The organism is Moritella sp. 24 (assembly GCF_018219155.1).
Taxonomy (GTDB): domain Bacteria; phylum Pseudomonadota; class Gammaproteobacteria; order Enterobacterales; family Moritellaceae; genus Moritella.
The window spans coordinates 2,251,921-2,269,252 of record NZ_CP056123.1; the positions used below are offsets into that span (position 1 = coordinate 2,251,921).

The window sequence follows — 17,332 nt, forward strand, 5'->3', positions numbered from 1 at the left end:
GCCAAAGTTATAATCATTGTGATGATAATCACCTTTATAATGTTTTTTGTGAAAACGATGTGATTAAAGTCATTGTTAATGAATGAATAAAGATACATATGGAAGCTTTAACTATTGTTTAATGTAATTACAAATAGCTTAATCTTTAGCGTGAATTAACTTGTTTTCAGGGGAATGTATGAAATGATAAGGTATGTGATCTCTAAACGTTAATACCTTTATACAATTAAGTACTTAAGGTACTATATTGATGTTAGATCAAGTCATCATCGTCTTTTATACTTAGGTTCTATTTATGAAAAAATTAACGACAAAAAAAAGTTTAGCTGCAAAAAAGCAAAATAAAATCATCACAATCGCTATATTATGTGTTGCTATTGTGACAGGTGCACTTCTCCTTACTCCTACAGATTCAAATGAAAATATAGATCAGTATCTCTATAGTGAGCATGCGCTTATTTTTGGTAATGAAAATGCGAAAGTCACTATCGTTGAGTTCTTTGATCCTGCTTGTGAATCTTGCCGTGCGTTTTACCCTCTCGTTAAAAGCCAAATCAAGAAATATGAAGGCAAGGTTAACTTAATTGTTCGACCTGTTGCATTTCATAAAAACGTAGGACCAGTTGTTACCGCATTAGAAGCGACTAAAATGCAAGGTAAATACTGGGATGCGCTGAGTACGACACTATATAATCAAAGTCGTTGGGCAATAAATCATACTGCTAATGTAGAGCTATTGTATCCATATCTGCAGGACGCAGGCATTGACATTGAAAAGCTTAAGATTGATATGAAGAAAGCCATAATCGCTGAAAACTTAGCTCAAGATACACAAGATGCTAAAACGCTTAAAGTATTAAAGACACCGACGTTCTATGTTAACGGTGTTGCACTGAAAACTTTTGGTGATGCGCCATTAAAAGCACTTATTGCAAGTGAAGTAAAAAAAGCATATTCAGAATAATTGCTTAATAACGAAGTATAAAAAAAGCCCTCAACTTGATTGAGGGCTTTTTTGTATAAGCTTAACGCTGTAAATAATTTGTATTAAAATATGAGAGACAAATTAAGTGCGGTATAAAATCTTTACAATGTGCCAACCATGTTTAGTCTTCACAAGATGTGGAGTCAGAATTTCTGCATTGAAACAAACCTTATCGAAAGCAGGAACCATCGCTCCTTTTCTGAACTCACCTAAGTTACCACCATCCTTTTTGCCTGATGGGCAAAGGGAATGTGACTTAGCAAGCTTTTGGAAGTTGGCACCTTTTCCTAGTTGTTCTAAAATTTCGTATGCTTTATCTTGGTGTTTAACTAAAATATGCAATGCTGCAGCTGTTCTCGCCATGACTAACTCGACTCTAAATAAAAATTTATAATCCACCATTTTACCATAACAAATCGTCTACTGACTACACTCTTAATCAGTAAGTGAATCCTACTGGTTATAGAAAGCGCAAAAATAACTGTTTAGACCAGTTATTTGTAAAAAATTATTCTTTCAAATGAAAGGATGTGCCAAAGTTATCTTATAAGAGGTATACTGGTAACAATTTAATTCATCACCGCTTTCATTTTATTAAGGATAAAATCACACATGGCAGTTCATCCAAGAGCCGGACAAAAGGCACTAAACTCAGATCTTTGTAATATCCCTGCACTTGTTTCTAATTATTACATTAACAAGCCTGATGTAACGAAAATTGCTGAACGTGTAGCATTTGGTACATCTGGTCACCGTGGTAATGCATTTGCTTCATCTTTTAATGAAGATCATATCTTAGCTATTTCTCAAGCAATCGCTGAATATCGCCATGAACAAGGCATTACTGGTCCACTATTTATCGGTAAAGATACGCATGCTTTATCTGAACCAGCAAATATTTCTGCTATCGAAGTGCTTGTAGCTAACGGTGTTGATGTACGTGTTCAGTCTGATGCTGGTTTTACACCAACACCGGTGATCTCGCATGCTATTTTGACTCATAACAGTAATAATACTGCACAAGCTGATGGTATTGTTATCACACCTTCTCACAATCCCCCGCAAGATGGTGGTATTAAATATAATCCGCCGCATGGTGGTCCAGCTGACGGTGATGTAACTAAAATTATCGAAAACCGTGCTAACGACATCATTGCTGAAGGATTAACTGCAGTTAAGCGTATTAGCTATGCAGTTGCTATCCAGTCTTCTCACTACCAAGAAATTGATTATGTAGAAGGTTATGTTGCAGATCTAGAAAACGTATTAAACCTTAAAGCAATTGCAGACGCTGGTATCAAAATCGGTGTTGATACACTAGGTGGCTCTGGTTTTGCATATTGGGATGTGATTGCAGCCAAGTATAATTTAAACATTGAAGTGGTAAACGATCGTGTTGACCCAAGCTTCTCATTTATGTGCCTAGATAAAGATGGCAAGATCCGCATGGATTGCTCATCGCCATACGCGATGGCTAGCTTGATTGGTCTAAAAGATGATTTTGACATCGCGATTGGTAACGATCCTGATTATGACCGTCACGGTATTGTTACTAAAAGTGGTTTAATGAACCCAAACCATTACCTTGCTGTTGCAATTCAATACCTGTTTAACAACCGTAAAGATTGGCCAGTAAATGCAAAAGTGGGTAAAACACTGGTTTCAAGTTCGATGATTGATCGCGTAGCGGCAAAAATTGAACGTCCAATGTGTGAAGTACCAGTTGGCTTTAAATGGTTTGTTGATGGTTTACACACTGCCGATTTTGGTTTTGGCGGTGAAGAAAGTGCCGGTGCATCTTTCTTACGTAAAAATGGTACTGTTTGGACAACGGATAAAGACGGTATTATTCTTGCGTTATTGTCTGCCGAGATTCTTGCTGTTACGGGTAAAGATCCTGCACAACTTTATGCAGACCTAACAGAAGAATTTGGTTCTCCGGTATATAACCGTATTGATGCGCCAGCGTCATTTGAAGAAAAAGCAATTCTTTCAAACTTATCTCCTGAACTTGTTCAAGCTGAAACACTTGCAGGCGAAAAAATCACGGCTAAATTAACCAATGCACCGGGTAATGATGGCAAAATTGGTGGTTTGAAAGTAACAACTGAAAATGGTTGGTTTGCTGCACGCCCTTCAGGTACAGAAGCTATCTACAAAATTTACGCAGAAAGCTTTAAAGATGAAGCACATCTGGCTCTTATTTTAAGTGAAGCACAAGAAATTGTGTCTGCTGCGCTTAAAGCGTAGAGACTTCGCTCGCTAAGTTAAATAACAATTAATACGAAAAGGCTGATTCACTCTTTGAATTTTAAAGGGTAATTAGCCTTTTTTATTAACAAGGCATTAACCACCGCTATACACTATTAGATATTTTTATAGATGTGCACACAGAGTGTCATGTATTCAACGTCGCTTTCATTGCTATTTTTGATTGATCCTTATCAACTCGGAGGTAAAAAATATATTTTTAGGCCTCAAATAATTGATTTAGATCAACGAAGAGTAAACCCTCTATTTTCAGCGTGTTTTTAACAATATAACAAACAAATAGCGCTGTTAATGTTATGAGAAATCGCGTAATATCCCCATCTGAGTACGACTGTCAATTTAGATTACTTAAATTTACATGTACTTATTTTGGGTATTCACGCATCAACAGATGTTTAATTATTCGTAGCACCGGAAGCATAATATGAGCTCTCATTCACCTATAAAAACTGACTATAACTATAAAGTTGTACGACAGTTTACTGTGATGGCTGTTATCTGGGGTATTGTTGGTATGTCAGTGGGTGTGCTAATCGCAGCACAGCTAATTTGGCCTGCACTAAACTTCGATACTCCTTGGTTAACTTATAGCCGTCTTCGTCCCCTACACACCAATGCAGTAATTTTTGCATTTGGTACTTCGGCCCTAATGGCAACATCTTTTTATGTTGTCCAACGTACATGTCAAACACGCCTATTCGGTGGCGTTTTACCTGCGATTGTATTTTGGGGTTGGCAACTTGTTATTCTTTCTGCCGTTATATCATTACCACTTGGTTATAACACGTCAAAAGAATACGCAGAACTTGAATGGCCGATTGATATCTTAATCACGCTAGTTTGGGTTGTTTATGCGGTTGTATTCTTTGGCACCATTATCAAACGCCGTACGTCGCACATTTATGTTGCGAACTGGTTCTTTGGTGCATTCATCTTAACCGTTGCTGTTTTACACATTGTAAACAGTGCAGCAATCCCACTAAATGGAATGAAATCTTATTCTATTTACGGTGGTGCGATTGATGCAATGGTTCAGTGGTGGTATGGCCATAATGCAGTAGGCTTCCTCCTAACTGCTGGTTTCTTAGGTATGATGTACTACTTCGTTCCTAAACAAGCTAACCGTCCTGTTTACTCATACCGTTTATCTATTGTTCACTTCTGGGCATTAGTATCGTTATACATCTGGGCTGGTCCTCACCATTTACATTACACTGCACTACCAGATTGGACTCAATCTGTAGGCATGGTAATGTCGTTAATCTTATTCGCTCCTTCATGGGGTGGTATGATCAACGGTATCATGACGCTTTCTGGCGCATGGCATAAACTACGTTATGACCCTATCCTACGTTTCTTAATTGTATCTCTATCTTTCTACGGTATGTCTACGTTCGAAGGTCCAATGATGGCAATTAAGAGTGTAAATGCACTATCGCATTACACTGACTGGACTGTTGGTCACGTACACTCAGGTGCGCTAGGTTGGGTTGCGATGGTATCTATCGGTGCTATCTACCACTTAATTCCAGTATTATTTAACCAAGGTCGTATGTACAGCGTTAAGCTAATCAACGTTCACTTCTGGTTAGCAACTATTGGTACGGTTCTTTACATTGTTTCAATGTGGATCTCTGGTGTTATGCAAGGTCTGATGTGGAGAGCGGTTAACGCAGACGGTACATTAACGTACAGTTTCGTTGAGTCACTTCAAGCTTCATACCCATTCTACTTCGTGCGCTTCCTTGGTGGTGTGTTCTTTGTTGCAGGTATGCTATTAATGGCATACAACGTCTTTAAGACAATTTCTGCTACAGATCACTCAATCAAAGCTGACGCTGAAGCGGCATAGAAAGGAGATATCTTATGAAACATGAATTAATTGAAAAGAACGTTGGTTTATTAGCGATCTTCATCGTCATTGCGATCAGCTTTGGTGCTATGGTTGAGATTACACCACTGTTCTGGCAAAAAGATACTACTGAGCCTCTAGACACTCTACGCCCTTATACGGCACTAGAGATGGAAGGTCGTGATATCTACATCCGTGAGAACTGTGCAGTTTGTCATAGTCAAATGATCCGTCCTTTCCGTGCAGAAACAGAGCGTTACGGCGCATACTCTGTTGCTGGTGAATCTGTTTGGGAACATCCATTCCTATGGGGTTCTAAGCGTACAGGTCCAGATCTAGCTCGTGTTGGTGGTCGTTACTCTGATGACTGGCAACGTGCGCATTTACTTGATCCGCGTAGTGTTGTACCTGAGTCAAACATGCCTGCTTTCCCTTGGTTAGCTGAAAATGTGTTAGACGGTTCAGAATCTGCTAAGAAATTAAGTATCTTTAAAGACTACTTTGACGTTCCTTACACAGATGCCGATATTGCTGGTGCAGAAGAAGCAGTAAAAGGTAAAACTGAACTAGACGCATTGGTTGCATATCTGCAATCATTAGGTCATGCATTAAAATAAGGGTGTAACTTATGGATTACGGTACATTTCAAGGGGTTTATACCCTAATACTAATGGCCATTTTTATCAGTATTATTGTTTGGGCTTACAGCAAACGTCAAAAACGTTCGTTTAACGAAGCCGCTAACTTAGTATTCGCTGATGAAGCAGTCCACAGTGATTCACTTAATGGAGAGCAGAAGAATACTTCTGCTCGTATTTAGGAGTTTATGATTATGAGTACTTTTTGGAGTATTTGGATCACAGTGATCACACTAGGTAGCATTTTTGCTTGCCTAGGTCTTCTTTGGATGTGTAACAAAAACGATACAGGTGTTAAAGAAGGCGAATCAATGGGTCACTCTTTCGATGGTATCGAAGAGTTAAATAACCCATTACCAACATGGTGGAAATATCTATTTATTTTCACTTGTATTGGTGGCTTTATTTATTTCGCACTTTACCCAGGTCTAGGTGCATATAAAGGCCTATTAGGTTGGACTAGTGCTAACGAATACCAACGCGAAGTGTCATCTGCAGATGAAAAATATGCAGCTGTATTTAACAAGCTAGTTAAAACAGAAGAAAGTAACTTCACTGAATACCGTGAAATTGCTGACATTGCTAAAGACCCTGAAGCAGTAAAAGTAGGTCAACGCCTATTCTTACAAAACTGTTCTCAGTGTCATGGTTCTGATGCGCGTGGTGCTAAAGGCTTCCCTAACCTAACTGATGGTGATTGGTTATACGGCGGTACTACTGCTGATATCAAAACAACTATCATGCATGGCCGTGCGGGTGTCATGCCTGGCTGGTTAGCTGTATTAGGTGATGATAAAGTAGATCAAGTAACAACGTATGTTGTTGGTTTATCTGGCCGTAAAGTAAATGCTCGTGAGTCTGCAGCAGGTAAAGAAGTATTCCTTCAAACTTGTTCAGCTTGTCACGGTGCAGATGCGAAAGGCATGACTATGCTTGGTGCTCCAAACCTTACTGACAAAACTTGGTTGTATGGTGGCTCTAAAAAAGCGATCAAACAAACTGTTAGTTATGGTCGTAACGGTGTGATGCCAGCATGGGGTGATATCCTTGGCGAAGACAAAGTAATGCTACTAAGTGGTTATGTTTACAGCTTAAGTGTAAAGTAACGTAATAGTGGTTATTTAAAGCTCCATTTACTAAATGGAGCTTTTTTTTTGGCTGTAACTTTGTTAAGTTTCCCTTTTTCCTTCATGGAGTTCACAATGAAATCTTATTGGTACAAAGAACCTTGGTTTTGGTTCGTCATCTTCTTCCCTACACTCGCTGTTGTCGCTGGTACTTCTACTTTTGTTATCTTTCAAAACAATCAACCAGACATGGTTTCTGAAGATTACTATAAAGATGGTAAAAAAATTAACCAAGATTTAACGAAATATCATGAAGCATTAGCGCGTAATATTACGTTTGATCTTAAATTCGAAAATAACAGCGCAGTATTTTCTAAAGCAAGCGGCGATCTTGTTGCGAATCAAGCATTACAAGTATCATTTTTCCACGTTACGCTAGCAAAACACGATATTTCTGTACTCGCGACAGCATCTGGTGATGGCAGTTACCGTATCGATATTCCGGAAGACATGCTCGAAGGTAAATGGCGTGTGCGTATTGAATCATTCGACAGTAAATGGCGTGTACAAGAATACGTTCAATATCCAAATACTTCTGTTATTAAGTTAGACGGCGAGCAAGATTAATGTCAAACGGTACTGATTGTTATCACTGCGGTGAAGTTGTATTAGCTGCAGATAAAAATAAATATAAAGTCTATATAGCACCTGAAGAACGCGAAATGTGTTGTCCAGGCTGCCAATCTGTCGCAGAAATGATTGTTGGTTCAGGATTAAGTTCTTATTATGAACACAGGACCGATTTATCACCCACGGCAAAGCAATTAGTACCGGATGAATTATTACGATTAGAAATTTATGATGATAATGAAATTCAAGATGAATTTGTTTATCAAGATGGTGAGATTAAAGAAATAACACTGACTGTCGAAGGGTTAACGTGCGCTGCGTGTGCATGGTTAATTGAAAAGAGTTTACGTAATACCAAAGGTATCCATTTTATTAATGTGAATGCGACAAGTAACCGTATTTCGATTAAATGGATTGATGAGCACATTAAGTTAAGTGACATCCTAAAACGTATCAATAACTTAGGTTACAGCGCCTCCCCTTTTCAAGCTGATCAACATGAGTTGATGTATAACAAGCAACTTAAGTCTTACTTTAGACGCTTAGGTTTAGCTGGCTTAGCAACAATGCAAGTGATGATGTTTGCGGTTGCGCTTTATTCTACGTGGTTTGGCGATATGGAAGAGATGTATCGTCAACTATTCCGCTGGGTTAGTTTAATTGTAGCCACCCCTGTACTACTTTATTCAGCACAGCCTTTCTATTCAAACGCGCTGCGTAATTTACGAACCCGAACCTTAGGAATGGACGTTCCCGTTTCAATCGCATTGTTAGGCGCTTATACCGCCTCCGCCTATGCAACCATGACTGGTACTGGTGAAGTATATTTTGAATCCATTTCTATGTTTACCTTCTTTCTATTATTCGGTCGTTACTTAGAGCTAAGAGCCAGAAAGAAAACATCTGAACTCAGTGCGAATATGGCAAAGTTGATTCCAAACATGGCATTACGCCTCAATGCCGATAAAACAGAAAAGTTAATTCCAACTAAGCAACTCGACATTGGTGATTACGTTATTGTTAAAAGTGGTGAAGTCATTCCTTGTGACGGTACCATTATTAATGGTGAAACAAGTGTTGATGAATCAATGCTAACAGGTGAGTTTTTACCGATCGTTAAATCGATAGATAGCGGTGTGTACACTGGTAGTCTTAATGTAGAGCAAACCATTACAGTGTGTGTGACTAAAACACATAAACACAATTTGATTTCGGAAATTATTCGCCTACAAAATACAGCGCAGTCTTCAAAACCTCAAATTTCAGTGTTAGCAGACAAGATTTCACGTTACTTCGTACTTGCCTTACTTATTATTTCTGCTGGTACTTATCTATTTTGGTTAGGGCACGATCCTGACAAAGCATTTTGGATTACTTTATCAGTATTAGTGGCAACTTGCCCCTGCGCATTATCACTTGCAACACCAACGGCATTGACTTGTGCGACGAGTTTCTTATCACAGCGCGGTATTCTAATACGTAAAGAGCATGTACTTGAATCATTAACGAATATTAATGAAGTCGCATTTGATAAAACAGGTACATTAACCAAGGGTGCTTTCACGCTGACCAGTATTAAAGCTGAATGTGATATGCAAAATGAAGAGTTGCTGCGTCTCGCTACATCTTTAGAAAAACATTCAACACACCCTATCGCGACAGCCTTCAAAACAGACATGGCCTTGATGGAATTTGATAAAACAGAAAACCACATTGGTCTTGGTATTTCAGGGACTATCGGTTCTGATGTTTATAAAATTGGTTCAGCATCGTTTACAAATCAGGTCAGTTTAGAATCAGACGGTAAAGAGATCCTTGTCTATCTCATAAAAAATGATCTGCTCATCGCCCGCTTTTATATTCAAGATGAAATGCGTGATAATGTATCAACCACATTAGACTACATTGCTGCTACAGGTGTAGACATTACTCTGCTTACTGGCGATACCAAAGATAATACAAACAAAGTTACTGAAGGCTTGGCAATTACAAATAGGAAGACGAGTCAGTCACCAGAAAGTAAACTTGCTTATATTAATCAGCAACAAGCGAACAATAAATTAGTACTAATGGTCGGTGATGGTGTCAATGATGCGCCGGTATTGAGTGCTGCTACGGTATCTGTTGCTATGGGTGAAGGTTCTGATTTAGCGAAAAATAGCGCCGATGTGGTGTTATTAAGCACTGATTTTATTGCAATGAAATATATGCTGGCTACTGCGACCAAAACCTATAAAATAATCAAACAAAACTTAATGTGGGCACTTGGTTATAACTCATTAATTTTGCCGCTGGCGATGTCAGGTAGTGTACCGCCATATATCGCTGTTGTAGGTATGTCACTTAGCTCCCTACTTGTTATTGGTAATTCATTAAGGCTGTTGAAGTAATGGAAATTATATTTATGTTGATCCCAATTGCGATTATTTTTGTCGCAATTGCTGTAGGTGTCTTTTTTTGGGCCGTTAAATCAGATCAATTTGAAGATTTAGAACGCGAAGGGAGTAATATCTTGTTTGATGACAATGATAATAACGACTCACCTGTAGAAAAACATGATAACTAGTCTTATCGCGGCATTCATGATCGGTGTGTTAGGCGCTGGTCACTGTATTGCAATGTGCGGTGGTATTTCGGGTGCGATTGCACATGCAAGTAGTAAGTCATCTTCTCAGTCAATGCCCCTAACGCCTCTTTTCTATAATTTAGGTCGTATCAGCAGCTATACTTTAATTGGTACTCTTGTTGGTTACACGGCGCAAATTGGATTGAATTTTGGTGCAGGTTACGACTTACTCGTCATTTTACGTTTTATTTCGGGCATAACACTTATCCTTATTGGTTTGTATATTGCTCAACTTAATTCGACGATCTTGCAACTTGAAAAGGTAGGACGTTTATTATGGCGTTATATTCAACCCGTTGCCCGCCAGTTTTTACCGTTAAAAACGCCCTATCATGCATTTCCACTTGGCTTTTTGTGGGGGTGGCTACCTTGCGGTTTAGTGTATTCAGCATTAACACTCGCACTATCAACGGGTTCTGCGTTAGAATCTGGGCTAACGATGTTTGCATTCGGCTTGGGGACATTCCCTATTATGTTTTTAGTCGGGAGCTTATCAAACCAATTCAATCGTTTAATACAGAATTCAAAGTTTAAAAAATGTAGTGGTTTATTACTTGTTGTATTTGGTTCACATGTTATTTATATTGCTATAGTACAATTGAGTGCTAATAGCCTATAAAGCTGTTACAATATTGACATATATCAAAAGAGTTTAGTGGGATTATGGCCTTAGATAAAAAGATAGCAACACGAACGACGCCTTCAAAATGTGAAATTCACTGCCAGAATTGCAGTATTAGTCAGCTTTGCATACCATATTCTTTAAATGATTCAGAGTTAGATTCACTCGATCAAATTATTGAACGTAAAAAACCGTTTCAAAAGCATGATGAAATCTTCAAAGCTGGTGACAAAGTTAAATCACTTTACGCAATTCGTTCAGGTTCTGTTAAATCATACACAATCACTGAACAAGGTGATGAACAAATCACAGGTTTCCACCTTGCTGGTGATTTAATCGGTTTCGATGGTTTAAGCTCAGGTGTTCACCCTAGTTTTTCTCAAGCATTAGAAACTTCAATGGTTTGTGAAATCCCATACGACACACTGGATGACTTAATTGGTAAAATGCCAATGTTACGCCGTCAAGTGATGCGTTTAATGAGTGGTGAAATTGCTGCTGATCAAGAAATGATTTTATTATTAAGTAAAAAGAATGCCGAGCAACGTCTTGCAGCCTTCTTAAATAATTTATCAGTTCGTTTTTCTGAGCGTGGTTTTTCACCTAAAGAATTCCGTTTAACCATGACTCGTGGTGATATCGGTAACTACTTAGGTCTGACTGTTGAAACTATTAGTCGCTTACTTGGCCGTTTCCAAACAAGTGAAATGATTGAAGTAAAAGGGAAATATATCAGCATTATAGACCGTGAAAGTTTAGCAACACTTGCTGGTAAGAAAGACGTATAGCAAAAATTAAGCTTATTGCTATTTATTTACAATAAGTTAGTACATTTATGGCATCTATCACAAATTGAGATATAGTTAGGTAAGTAAAATTATTGGTTATGTATAATCAATAGAAGAAACATATACTTAATCTATATTCAATTCGTGATAAAGGTGCCTTATGAATAAATACAAAAATATTCTAGTGGTTGCAGATCAAGTTAATACACCGCAGATAGCATTATCTCGTGCATTGTATCTAGCCTCTCAACAAGATAACGTTTCAATTTCTCTTCTCCTTGTTATTTATGACCTTTCTTATGAATTAACTTCCCTTTTTTCAAGTGACGAACGACAATCAATGCAAGACGCCATTGTTGCCGAAGAAAAAAAGTCATTTATGGCGCAATTATCGCAAGACTATCCTGGTGCAAACATAAAGGTAAAACTGGTTTGGCATAAGCGTCCATTCGAATCGATATTAGAAGAAGCAAAGCTTAATAATCATGATTTAATTGTTAAAAGCACGCACGACCATAATAAACTCAGCGCTGTTATGTTTACCCCTACTGATTGGCATTTATTACGTAAAAGTGAGTGTCCGGTTTTATTGGTTAAAGATCATGAGTGGCCTGTTGGTGGAAATATTGTCGCAGCAATTCAAGTGCTTGAAACTACTAGCCTAAGTAGTGACGATGATAATTCAATTAACGAACGCATTACTCAAGAAGCGCTTCAGTTAAAAGAACTATTAAATGCGAATATTCATTTAGCGAATGCTTACCCAAGTACACCAGAACATATATCCATTGAAATCCCCAATTTCGATGCGGTTGCCTACAATCAAGAAATCGAAGAACACCATAAAACGTCTATGTACAATCATGCTGAAAAGTTTAATGTGGCAAAAGAAAATGTACACATCGAATCTGGTGCTCCGGAAGATGTTATTGCAGACGTGGTACAAGAAGTTGATGCTGAATTAGTTATCTTAGGCGCCCCTACTCGTAATGGATTTTCTGCTTTTCTTATCGGTAATACAGCGGAAATGGTGATTGATTCAATTAATTGCGACCTTCTTGCATTAAAATAATTAACAGACACTTATATGTATAGCTAAGCTTGCTGTACACGCTTGTACCGGAACTTGCTTTTCCGGTCTGCTTGGGTATACTGCGCTGCTTACAGCATTATTTATCCTGAGTGTCCCAATGAATCCTGAAAATTTTACTGCTTTAGAAAAAAAGCAATTTGCTAAACTGCAAAAAAAACTGCGCCATGAAACAGGTAAAGCAATCGTAGATTATAATATGATTGAAGATGGTGACAGAGTCATGGTTTGTTTATCTGGTGGCGCTGATAGTTTTACAATGCTTGATATTTTACTTCAATTACAAGCTGCTGCACCAATTAGCTTTGATATCATCGCAGTAAACCTAGATCAAAAACAACCTGGCTTTCCTGAAGATATTCTTCCTAATTATTTAGAAAATCTTGGTATTGAATACAAGATTGTTCAAAAAGATACTTACAGTATTGTAAAAGATAAAATTCCAGAAGGTAAAACGACTTGTAGCCTTTGCTCTCGTTTACGTCGCGGTATTCTTTATAATGCAGCTGTTGATTTAGGTGCTACAAAACTTGCACTGGGTCATCACGCTGACGATATTGTTGAAACATTATTCTTAAATATGTTCCACGGCGGCAAAATGAAAACGATGCCACCAAAACTTATCTCTGATGATAAACGTAACATCGTTATTCGCCCACTTGCGTATTGCCGTGAAACAGATATCAAAGCATATTCAGCGTTTAAACAATTCCCTATTATTCCTTGTAACCTGTGTGGTTCTCAAGAGAACTTACAACGCCAAGCTGTTAAAGCAATGCTTTCACAATGGGATGAAGCAAATCCTGGCCGTGTAAATAATTGTTTCAACGCAATTCGTAACGTTGTGCCAAGTCACTTAGCAGATACAAATGCATTTGATTTTGTAAACATGGATTTAGAACGTGCAGATGAACTTACTGAGTTTGATACTGCCTTCGATAATGAAATTGAAATGATTCCTGTTGAAGATGCTAAGGCTGGCGTTGAAAAATTTGATCCAAGTGAAGCTATCACTGTGATTGAATTATAAAAACGATAGACGTTAAGAATAAAAATATAATTTGAAATAGAAATAAAAAAGCACTGCGTTTATGCAGTGCTTTTTTTTTGATTCAAACTGAGCTAATTATATTTCAGTTAAAGGAACAATGCGTAATGGTTGCTTACTGAATTTAATGCCCGCAATTTTATCGCGAATAATTTCATCTTGCGACAACGAAATTTGTTTACCACTTTTAAATAAAGTACCGCTGGTGGTGTAAGCATCAACAGGTTCATCAAAAATAAACTGAACACCCACTGTCATTGGTAAATTCATACGACCAAAATAGCCAGCCATGTTACCCAAAAATAAATCAAACTCTTCAATTTGCTTCACTAACGATAGTGTAGAGAATTCCACACTGTCATTTTCTGCTGCCATAATTTGAAACGCGAGGTCACATGACGCAGTGTCTGTCACATTAACGTGCAGTTTTGCTTTGTCATCGCGTAATTGTTTGTTAAAAGGTAGCATAAGTTCAGAGTCTGCGCCGACTTCTACATCTGTAATCTCGCCTTCGAAATTAATAAACGCGTTTTCAATCTGGCAATGCTTACCTGTCTGGCTATTATTAAGAAACACACCTATTTTAGTATTAACATATTGTTCTTTTTTACTATTTTTAATTCTGTTATAAAAACCATCATAACCAACGACTAATTCTTGGGCGCTTAAAGAAGGAACAAGAAGACTAGAAAGAAGCACCACTTTAATGAAATGGTTATTGAGCATGATCTGATCCTTGATATCTGAGTAAAGGGCTAACTAAAACGAAAAGTTTTATTCCGGCTATTATACCTAAAATAAGTCATAAATTAGAGCACATAATCCATCTTTATTATTTTTGAAGTTTTAAAAATGACCTGAATATGTTTTTAACGCATTATTTTTATTGAAGTGCAAATTTATGCTTCATTTCTGTGAGCTATAGCATTAGAATTCACGCAAATCGTTCATCTTATTAGATTAGATGAACCTCTTATTATTTAGGTTTATTGATGCTTAACAAAAATCAAAACTCAATCATTAGACTTGCTAACGCAAAAAAGTCATTTGATAACAAACTTATTATTAATGATTTAACGTTAGATATTTACGATGGCGAGTTCGTCACTATTTTAGGGCCTTCTGGTTGCGGAAAAACAACGGCATTACGTGTTCTTGCTGGGTTAGAAACGCTCGATAGCGGAGATGTTTATCTTGAAGATAAATGTATCACAAATGTCCCCGCAGAAAAGCGAAATACAAACACAGTGTTTCAAGGTTATGCACTATTCCCACACATGACCGTGTTTGAAAATATCGCGTTTGGTTTACGTATGAAAAAAATTGCGGAATCAGATATCAAACAACGCGTAGATGAAATACTGAATATTGTAAAGTTGACTGATTTTAAAGATCGTCAACCGGCACAACTTTCAGGCGGTCAGCAACAGCGAGTAGCCATTGCCCGTGCAGTTGTGAATCGACCAAAAGTATTACTGTTAGATGAATCTCTCAGTGCGTTAGATTATAAATTACGTAAAGAGATGCAGAACGAGCTTAAAATGCTGCAGCGTAAATTGAATATTACGTTTATATTTGTAACGCATGATCAAGAAGAAGCGTTAACGATGTCTGATCGCATCATCGTTATGAATAACGGTAATGTAGAACAAATCGGTACTCCTCGTGAAATTTACGAAACGCCGATAAACTTATTCGTGGCAAAGTTCATTGGTGAGATCAATATTTTCCCTGCTGTTATCGAATCTTGTTTAGACGACAACAAATACATCGCGAATGTACATAGTTGCCAGTATACGATTACCACTGAGTTACCATTAACGCAGAGCCAAGAAATTAATATATTACTTCGTCCTGAAGATCTTAGAATTAAAGAAATTGATGATAAGGCGACGTCGGCACAAATCACTGGGCATATTATTGAGCGAAACTATAAAGGAATGACATTAGATTCAGTTATTCGCTTAGATTCTGGTGAAAGAGTACAAATTAGTGAATTTTTTGATGAAGACGACCCTGACTTTGATCATAGCTTAGGCCAAAAGGTTGCGGTATCTTGGGTTGAAAGCTGGGAGGTTATCCTAAAAAATGATTAATTCGTCGCTTTTTAAGCGTTTCTCTATCGGACTTTTATTGGTCTGGTTGAGTGTATTCGTTTTACTTCCAAATATAATGATCATTATCACTAGTTTTTTAACGCGTGATGATGCGAACTTAATCAGTTTAACGTTCACGTTAGATAATTACATTCGATTGTTTGATCCTTTATATTTCAAAGTATTAAAACATTCGGTGTACATGGCAAGTATTGCGACTTTAATTTGCTTAATTATTGGTTATCCTTTTGCCTATACGATTGCTCAGTTACCAAAAAAAGTAAGACCCGTTCTCTTATTTTTGATTATTGTCCCCTTCTGGACAAACTCATTAATTAGAACCTACGGTATCAAGATCTTATTAGCTAAAAAAGGACTACTAAACGCTTTTTTACTCAATTTACACATCATTGATAAACCGCTTAAGCTTATGTATACAGAGTTTGCCGTTATTTTTGCACTCGTTTATATCTTGTTACCGTTTATGATTTTGCCTTTGTATTCAAGTATTGAAAAAATTGATAAGAGTTTAATTGAAGCAGCAAAAGATCTTGGTGCATCTAAATTCACCACATTTTTAAAAATCGAATTACCTTTAACAATGTCAGGTATTATTGCGGGTATGCTATTAGTGTTTTTACCTGCGATGGGCATGTTCTATATTGCAGATCTTGTTGGTGGTGCTAAAAACTTATTAATTGGTAATACGATTAAAACACAATTTTTGAATATTCGAGATTGGCCATTTGGTTCTGCTGCAAGTATTACCTTAACAGTATTTATGGCTGGATTATTATACTTCTATTATAAAGTCGGCACGTCAATTAAGAATAGAGGTAACAATGCTTAAACGTCATATATCTAAAGTATTGTTATTATTGGTTTATATTTATTTGTATACACCAATATTTATTTTGATCGCAAATTCATTTAATGCGTCAAAATACGGTCTTAAATGGAAAGGTTTTACCTCAAAATGGTATGAGCTACTCTGGAATAACGACACGCTATTACAAGCTGCGTTTAATTCTCTTACGATTGCTGTTTTTGCATCATCGATTGCCGTTGTTATTGGTACATTAGGCGCTGTAGCCTTATTCAAGCATCAATTTAAAGGTAAAAAGTTTATATCTGGGCTACTCTTTGTTGTGATGATGTCACCTGATATTGTAATGGCCATTTCATTATTGTCGTTATTTATTATACTTGGCTTAGATCTTGGTTTTGTTACCTTGCTAATCGCACATATTACATTCTGTATTCCATTTGTTGTGATCACGGTTTACAGTCGCTTAAGTAATTTTGATAACTCGATATTAGAAGCCGGAAAAGATTTAGGTGCTAATGAAGCTACTATCTTTAAACGCATTATTTTACCGATTGCAAAACCTGCCATTATAGCAAGTTGGTTATTATCGTTTACGCTTTCACTAGATGATGTAATCGTTAGTTCATTTGTAACTGGCCCTAGTTTTGAAGTATTACCATTGAAAATATACTCAATGGTTAAAGTAGGTGTTTCACCAGAGGTTAATGCATTAGCAACGATGATGATTTTGATATCTATCTCGTTTGTTATAGCTGCGGCCCTTATTAATAAAAACGATAAATAGTTCTCC

The 17,332-nt window shown here is 37.3% G+C and carries 18 protein-coding genes; 16 read left to right on the top strand and 2 right to left on the bottom strand.

Annotated elements, in window-relative coordinates; genetic code table 11:
- The first annotated feature begins 295 nt into the window (after positions 1-295).
- The gene (locus tag HWV00_RS10055; RefSeq protein ID WP_211686126.1) at positions 296-964 is read left to right on the top strand and encodes a thioredoxin domain-containing protein; all 669 of its coding nucleotides are present in this window, start codon (positions 296-298) and stop codon (positions 962-964) included.
- 102 nt (positions 965-1,066) lie between these two features.
- On the opposite strand, the gene HWV00_RS10060 is transcribed toward HWV00_RS10055, so the two are convergent.
- Positions 1,067-1,348 carry a peptidylprolyl isomerase gene (locus HWV00_RS10060; RefSeq protein ID WP_211686128.1) on the bottom strand — a complete coding sequence of 94 codons (282 nt, stop codon included), beginning with the start codon at positions 1,346-1,348 and terminating at the stop codon, positions 1,067-1,069.
- A 249-nt stretch (positions 1,349-1,597) separates the two neighbouring features.
- Between HWV00_RS10060 and pgm the strand changes: the two genes are divergently transcribed.
- From pgm to ttcA, 12 genes are all read left to right on the top strand, one after another.
- Entirely contained in the window at positions 1,598-3,235 is a 1,638-nt protein-coding gene (gene pgm, locus HWV00_RS10065) for a phosphoglucomutase (alpha-D-glucose-1,6-bisphosphate-dependent) (protein WP_211686130.1), read from the top strand.
- 445 nt (positions 3,236-3,680) lie between these two features.
- On the top strand, positions 3,681-5,108 hold the full coding sequence (gene ccoN, locus HWV00_RS10070; RefSeq protein WP_211686132.1) for a cytochrome-c oxidase, cbb3-type subunit I: 1,428 nt from the start codon (positions 3,681-3,683) through the stop codon (positions 5,106-5,108).
- Between the two features lie 14 nt (positions 5,109-5,122).
- Entirely contained in the window at positions 5,123-5,725 is a 603-nt protein-coding gene (ccoO, locus tag HWV00_RS10075; protein ID WP_211686133.1) for a cytochrome-c oxidase, cbb3-type subunit II, read from the top strand.
- A gap of 11 nt (positions 5,726-5,736) precedes the next feature.
- On the top strand, positions 5,737-5,928 hold the full coding sequence (locus HWV00_RS10080; RefSeq protein ID WP_211686135.1) for a cbb3-type cytochrome c oxidase subunit 3: 192 nt from the start codon (positions 5,737-5,739) through the stop codon (positions 5,926-5,928).
- Between the two features lie 12 nt (positions 5,929-5,940).
- Positions 5,941-6,852 (top strand): cytochrome-c oxidase, cbb3-type subunit III, encoded by a 912-nt coding sequence (ccoP, locus tag HWV00_RS10085; RefSeq protein WP_211686137.1) that lies wholly within the window; start codon positions 5,941-5,943, stop codon positions 6,850-6,852.
- 96 nt (positions 6,853-6,948) lie between these two features.
- The gene (locus tag HWV00_RS10090) at positions 6,949-7,440 is read left to right on the top strand and encodes a FixH family protein (protein WP_211686139.1); all 492 of its coding nucleotides are present in this window, start codon (positions 6,949-6,951) and stop codon (positions 7,438-7,440) included.
- Positions 7,440-9,833: a heavy metal translocating P-type ATPase gene (locus HWV00_RS10095; RefSeq protein ID WP_211686141.1), complete on the top strand. Its 2,394-nt coding sequence runs from the start codon at positions 7,440-7,442 to the stop codon at positions 9,831-9,833. The genes HWV00_RS10090 and HWV00_RS10095 overlap by 1 nt, the downstream gene beginning before the upstream one ends.
- Positions 9,833-10,009: a cbb3-type cytochrome oxidase assembly protein CcoS gene (ccoS, locus tag HWV00_RS10100; protein WP_211686143.1), complete on the top strand. Its 177-nt coding sequence runs from the start codon at positions 9,833-9,835 to the stop codon at positions 10,007-10,009. Before HWV00_RS10095 ends, ccoS begins: the two co-directional genes overlap by 1 nt.
- A complete protein-coding gene (locus HWV00_RS10105; protein ID WP_211686145.1) occupies positions 9,999-10,688 on the top strand; it encodes a sulfite exporter TauE/SafE family protein in 690 nt (229 codons plus the stop codon). Before ccoS ends, HWV00_RS10105 begins: the two co-directional genes overlap by 11 nt.
- A gap of 44 nt (positions 10,689-10,732) precedes the next feature.
- Complete coding sequence (locus HWV00_RS10110) at positions 10,733-11,479, top strand: FNR family transcription factor (protein ID WP_211686147.1); 747 nt, start codon at positions 10,733-10,735, stop codon at positions 11,477-11,479.
- Between the two features lie 160 nt (positions 11,480-11,639).
- Entirely contained in the window at positions 11,640-12,551 is a 912-nt protein-coding gene (gene uspE, locus HWV00_RS10115) for a universal stress protein UspE (protein ID WP_211686149.1), read from the top strand.
- A 118-nt stretch (positions 12,552-12,669) separates the two neighbouring features.
- The gene (gene ttcA, locus HWV00_RS10120) at positions 12,670-13,599 is read left to right on the top strand and encodes a tRNA 2-thiocytidine(32) synthetase TtcA (RefSeq protein WP_211686151.1); all 930 of its coding nucleotides are present in this window, start codon (positions 12,670-12,672) and stop codon (positions 13,597-13,599) included.
- 96 nt (positions 13,600-13,695) lie between these two features.
- Here the strand turns inward: ttcA and HWV00_RS10125 are convergent, their stop codons facing one another.
- Positions 13,696-14,343 (bottom strand): DUF2987 domain-containing protein, encoded by a 648-nt coding sequence (locus HWV00_RS10125; protein ID WP_211686153.1) that lies wholly within the window; start codon positions 14,341-14,343, stop codon positions 13,696-13,698.
- Between the two features lie 266 nt (positions 14,344-14,609).
- Between HWV00_RS10125 and potA the strand changes: the two genes are divergently transcribed.
- From potA to potC, 3 genes are read left to right on the top strand one after another with little or no spacing between them, the layout of a single operon-like run.
- Complete coding sequence (potA, locus tag HWV00_RS10130) at positions 14,610-15,713, top strand: spermidine/putrescine ABC transporter ATP-binding protein PotA (RefSeq protein ID WP_211686155.1); 1,104 nt, start codon at positions 14,610-14,612, stop codon at positions 15,711-15,713.
- Complete coding sequence (potB, locus tag HWV00_RS10135) at positions 15,706-16,563, top strand: spermidine/putrescine ABC transporter permease PotB (protein WP_211686157.1); 858 nt, start codon at positions 15,706-15,708, stop codon at positions 16,561-16,563. The genes potA and potB overlap by 8 nt, the downstream gene beginning before the upstream one ends.
- Positions 16,556-17,326: a spermidine/putrescine ABC transporter permease PotC gene (gene potC, locus HWV00_RS10140; protein ID WP_211686159.1), complete on the top strand. Its 771-nt coding sequence runs from the start codon at positions 16,556-16,558 to the stop codon at positions 17,324-17,326. Before potB ends, potC begins: the two co-directional genes overlap by 8 nt.
- The last annotated feature ends 6 nt before the right edge of the window (positions 17,327-17,332 follow it).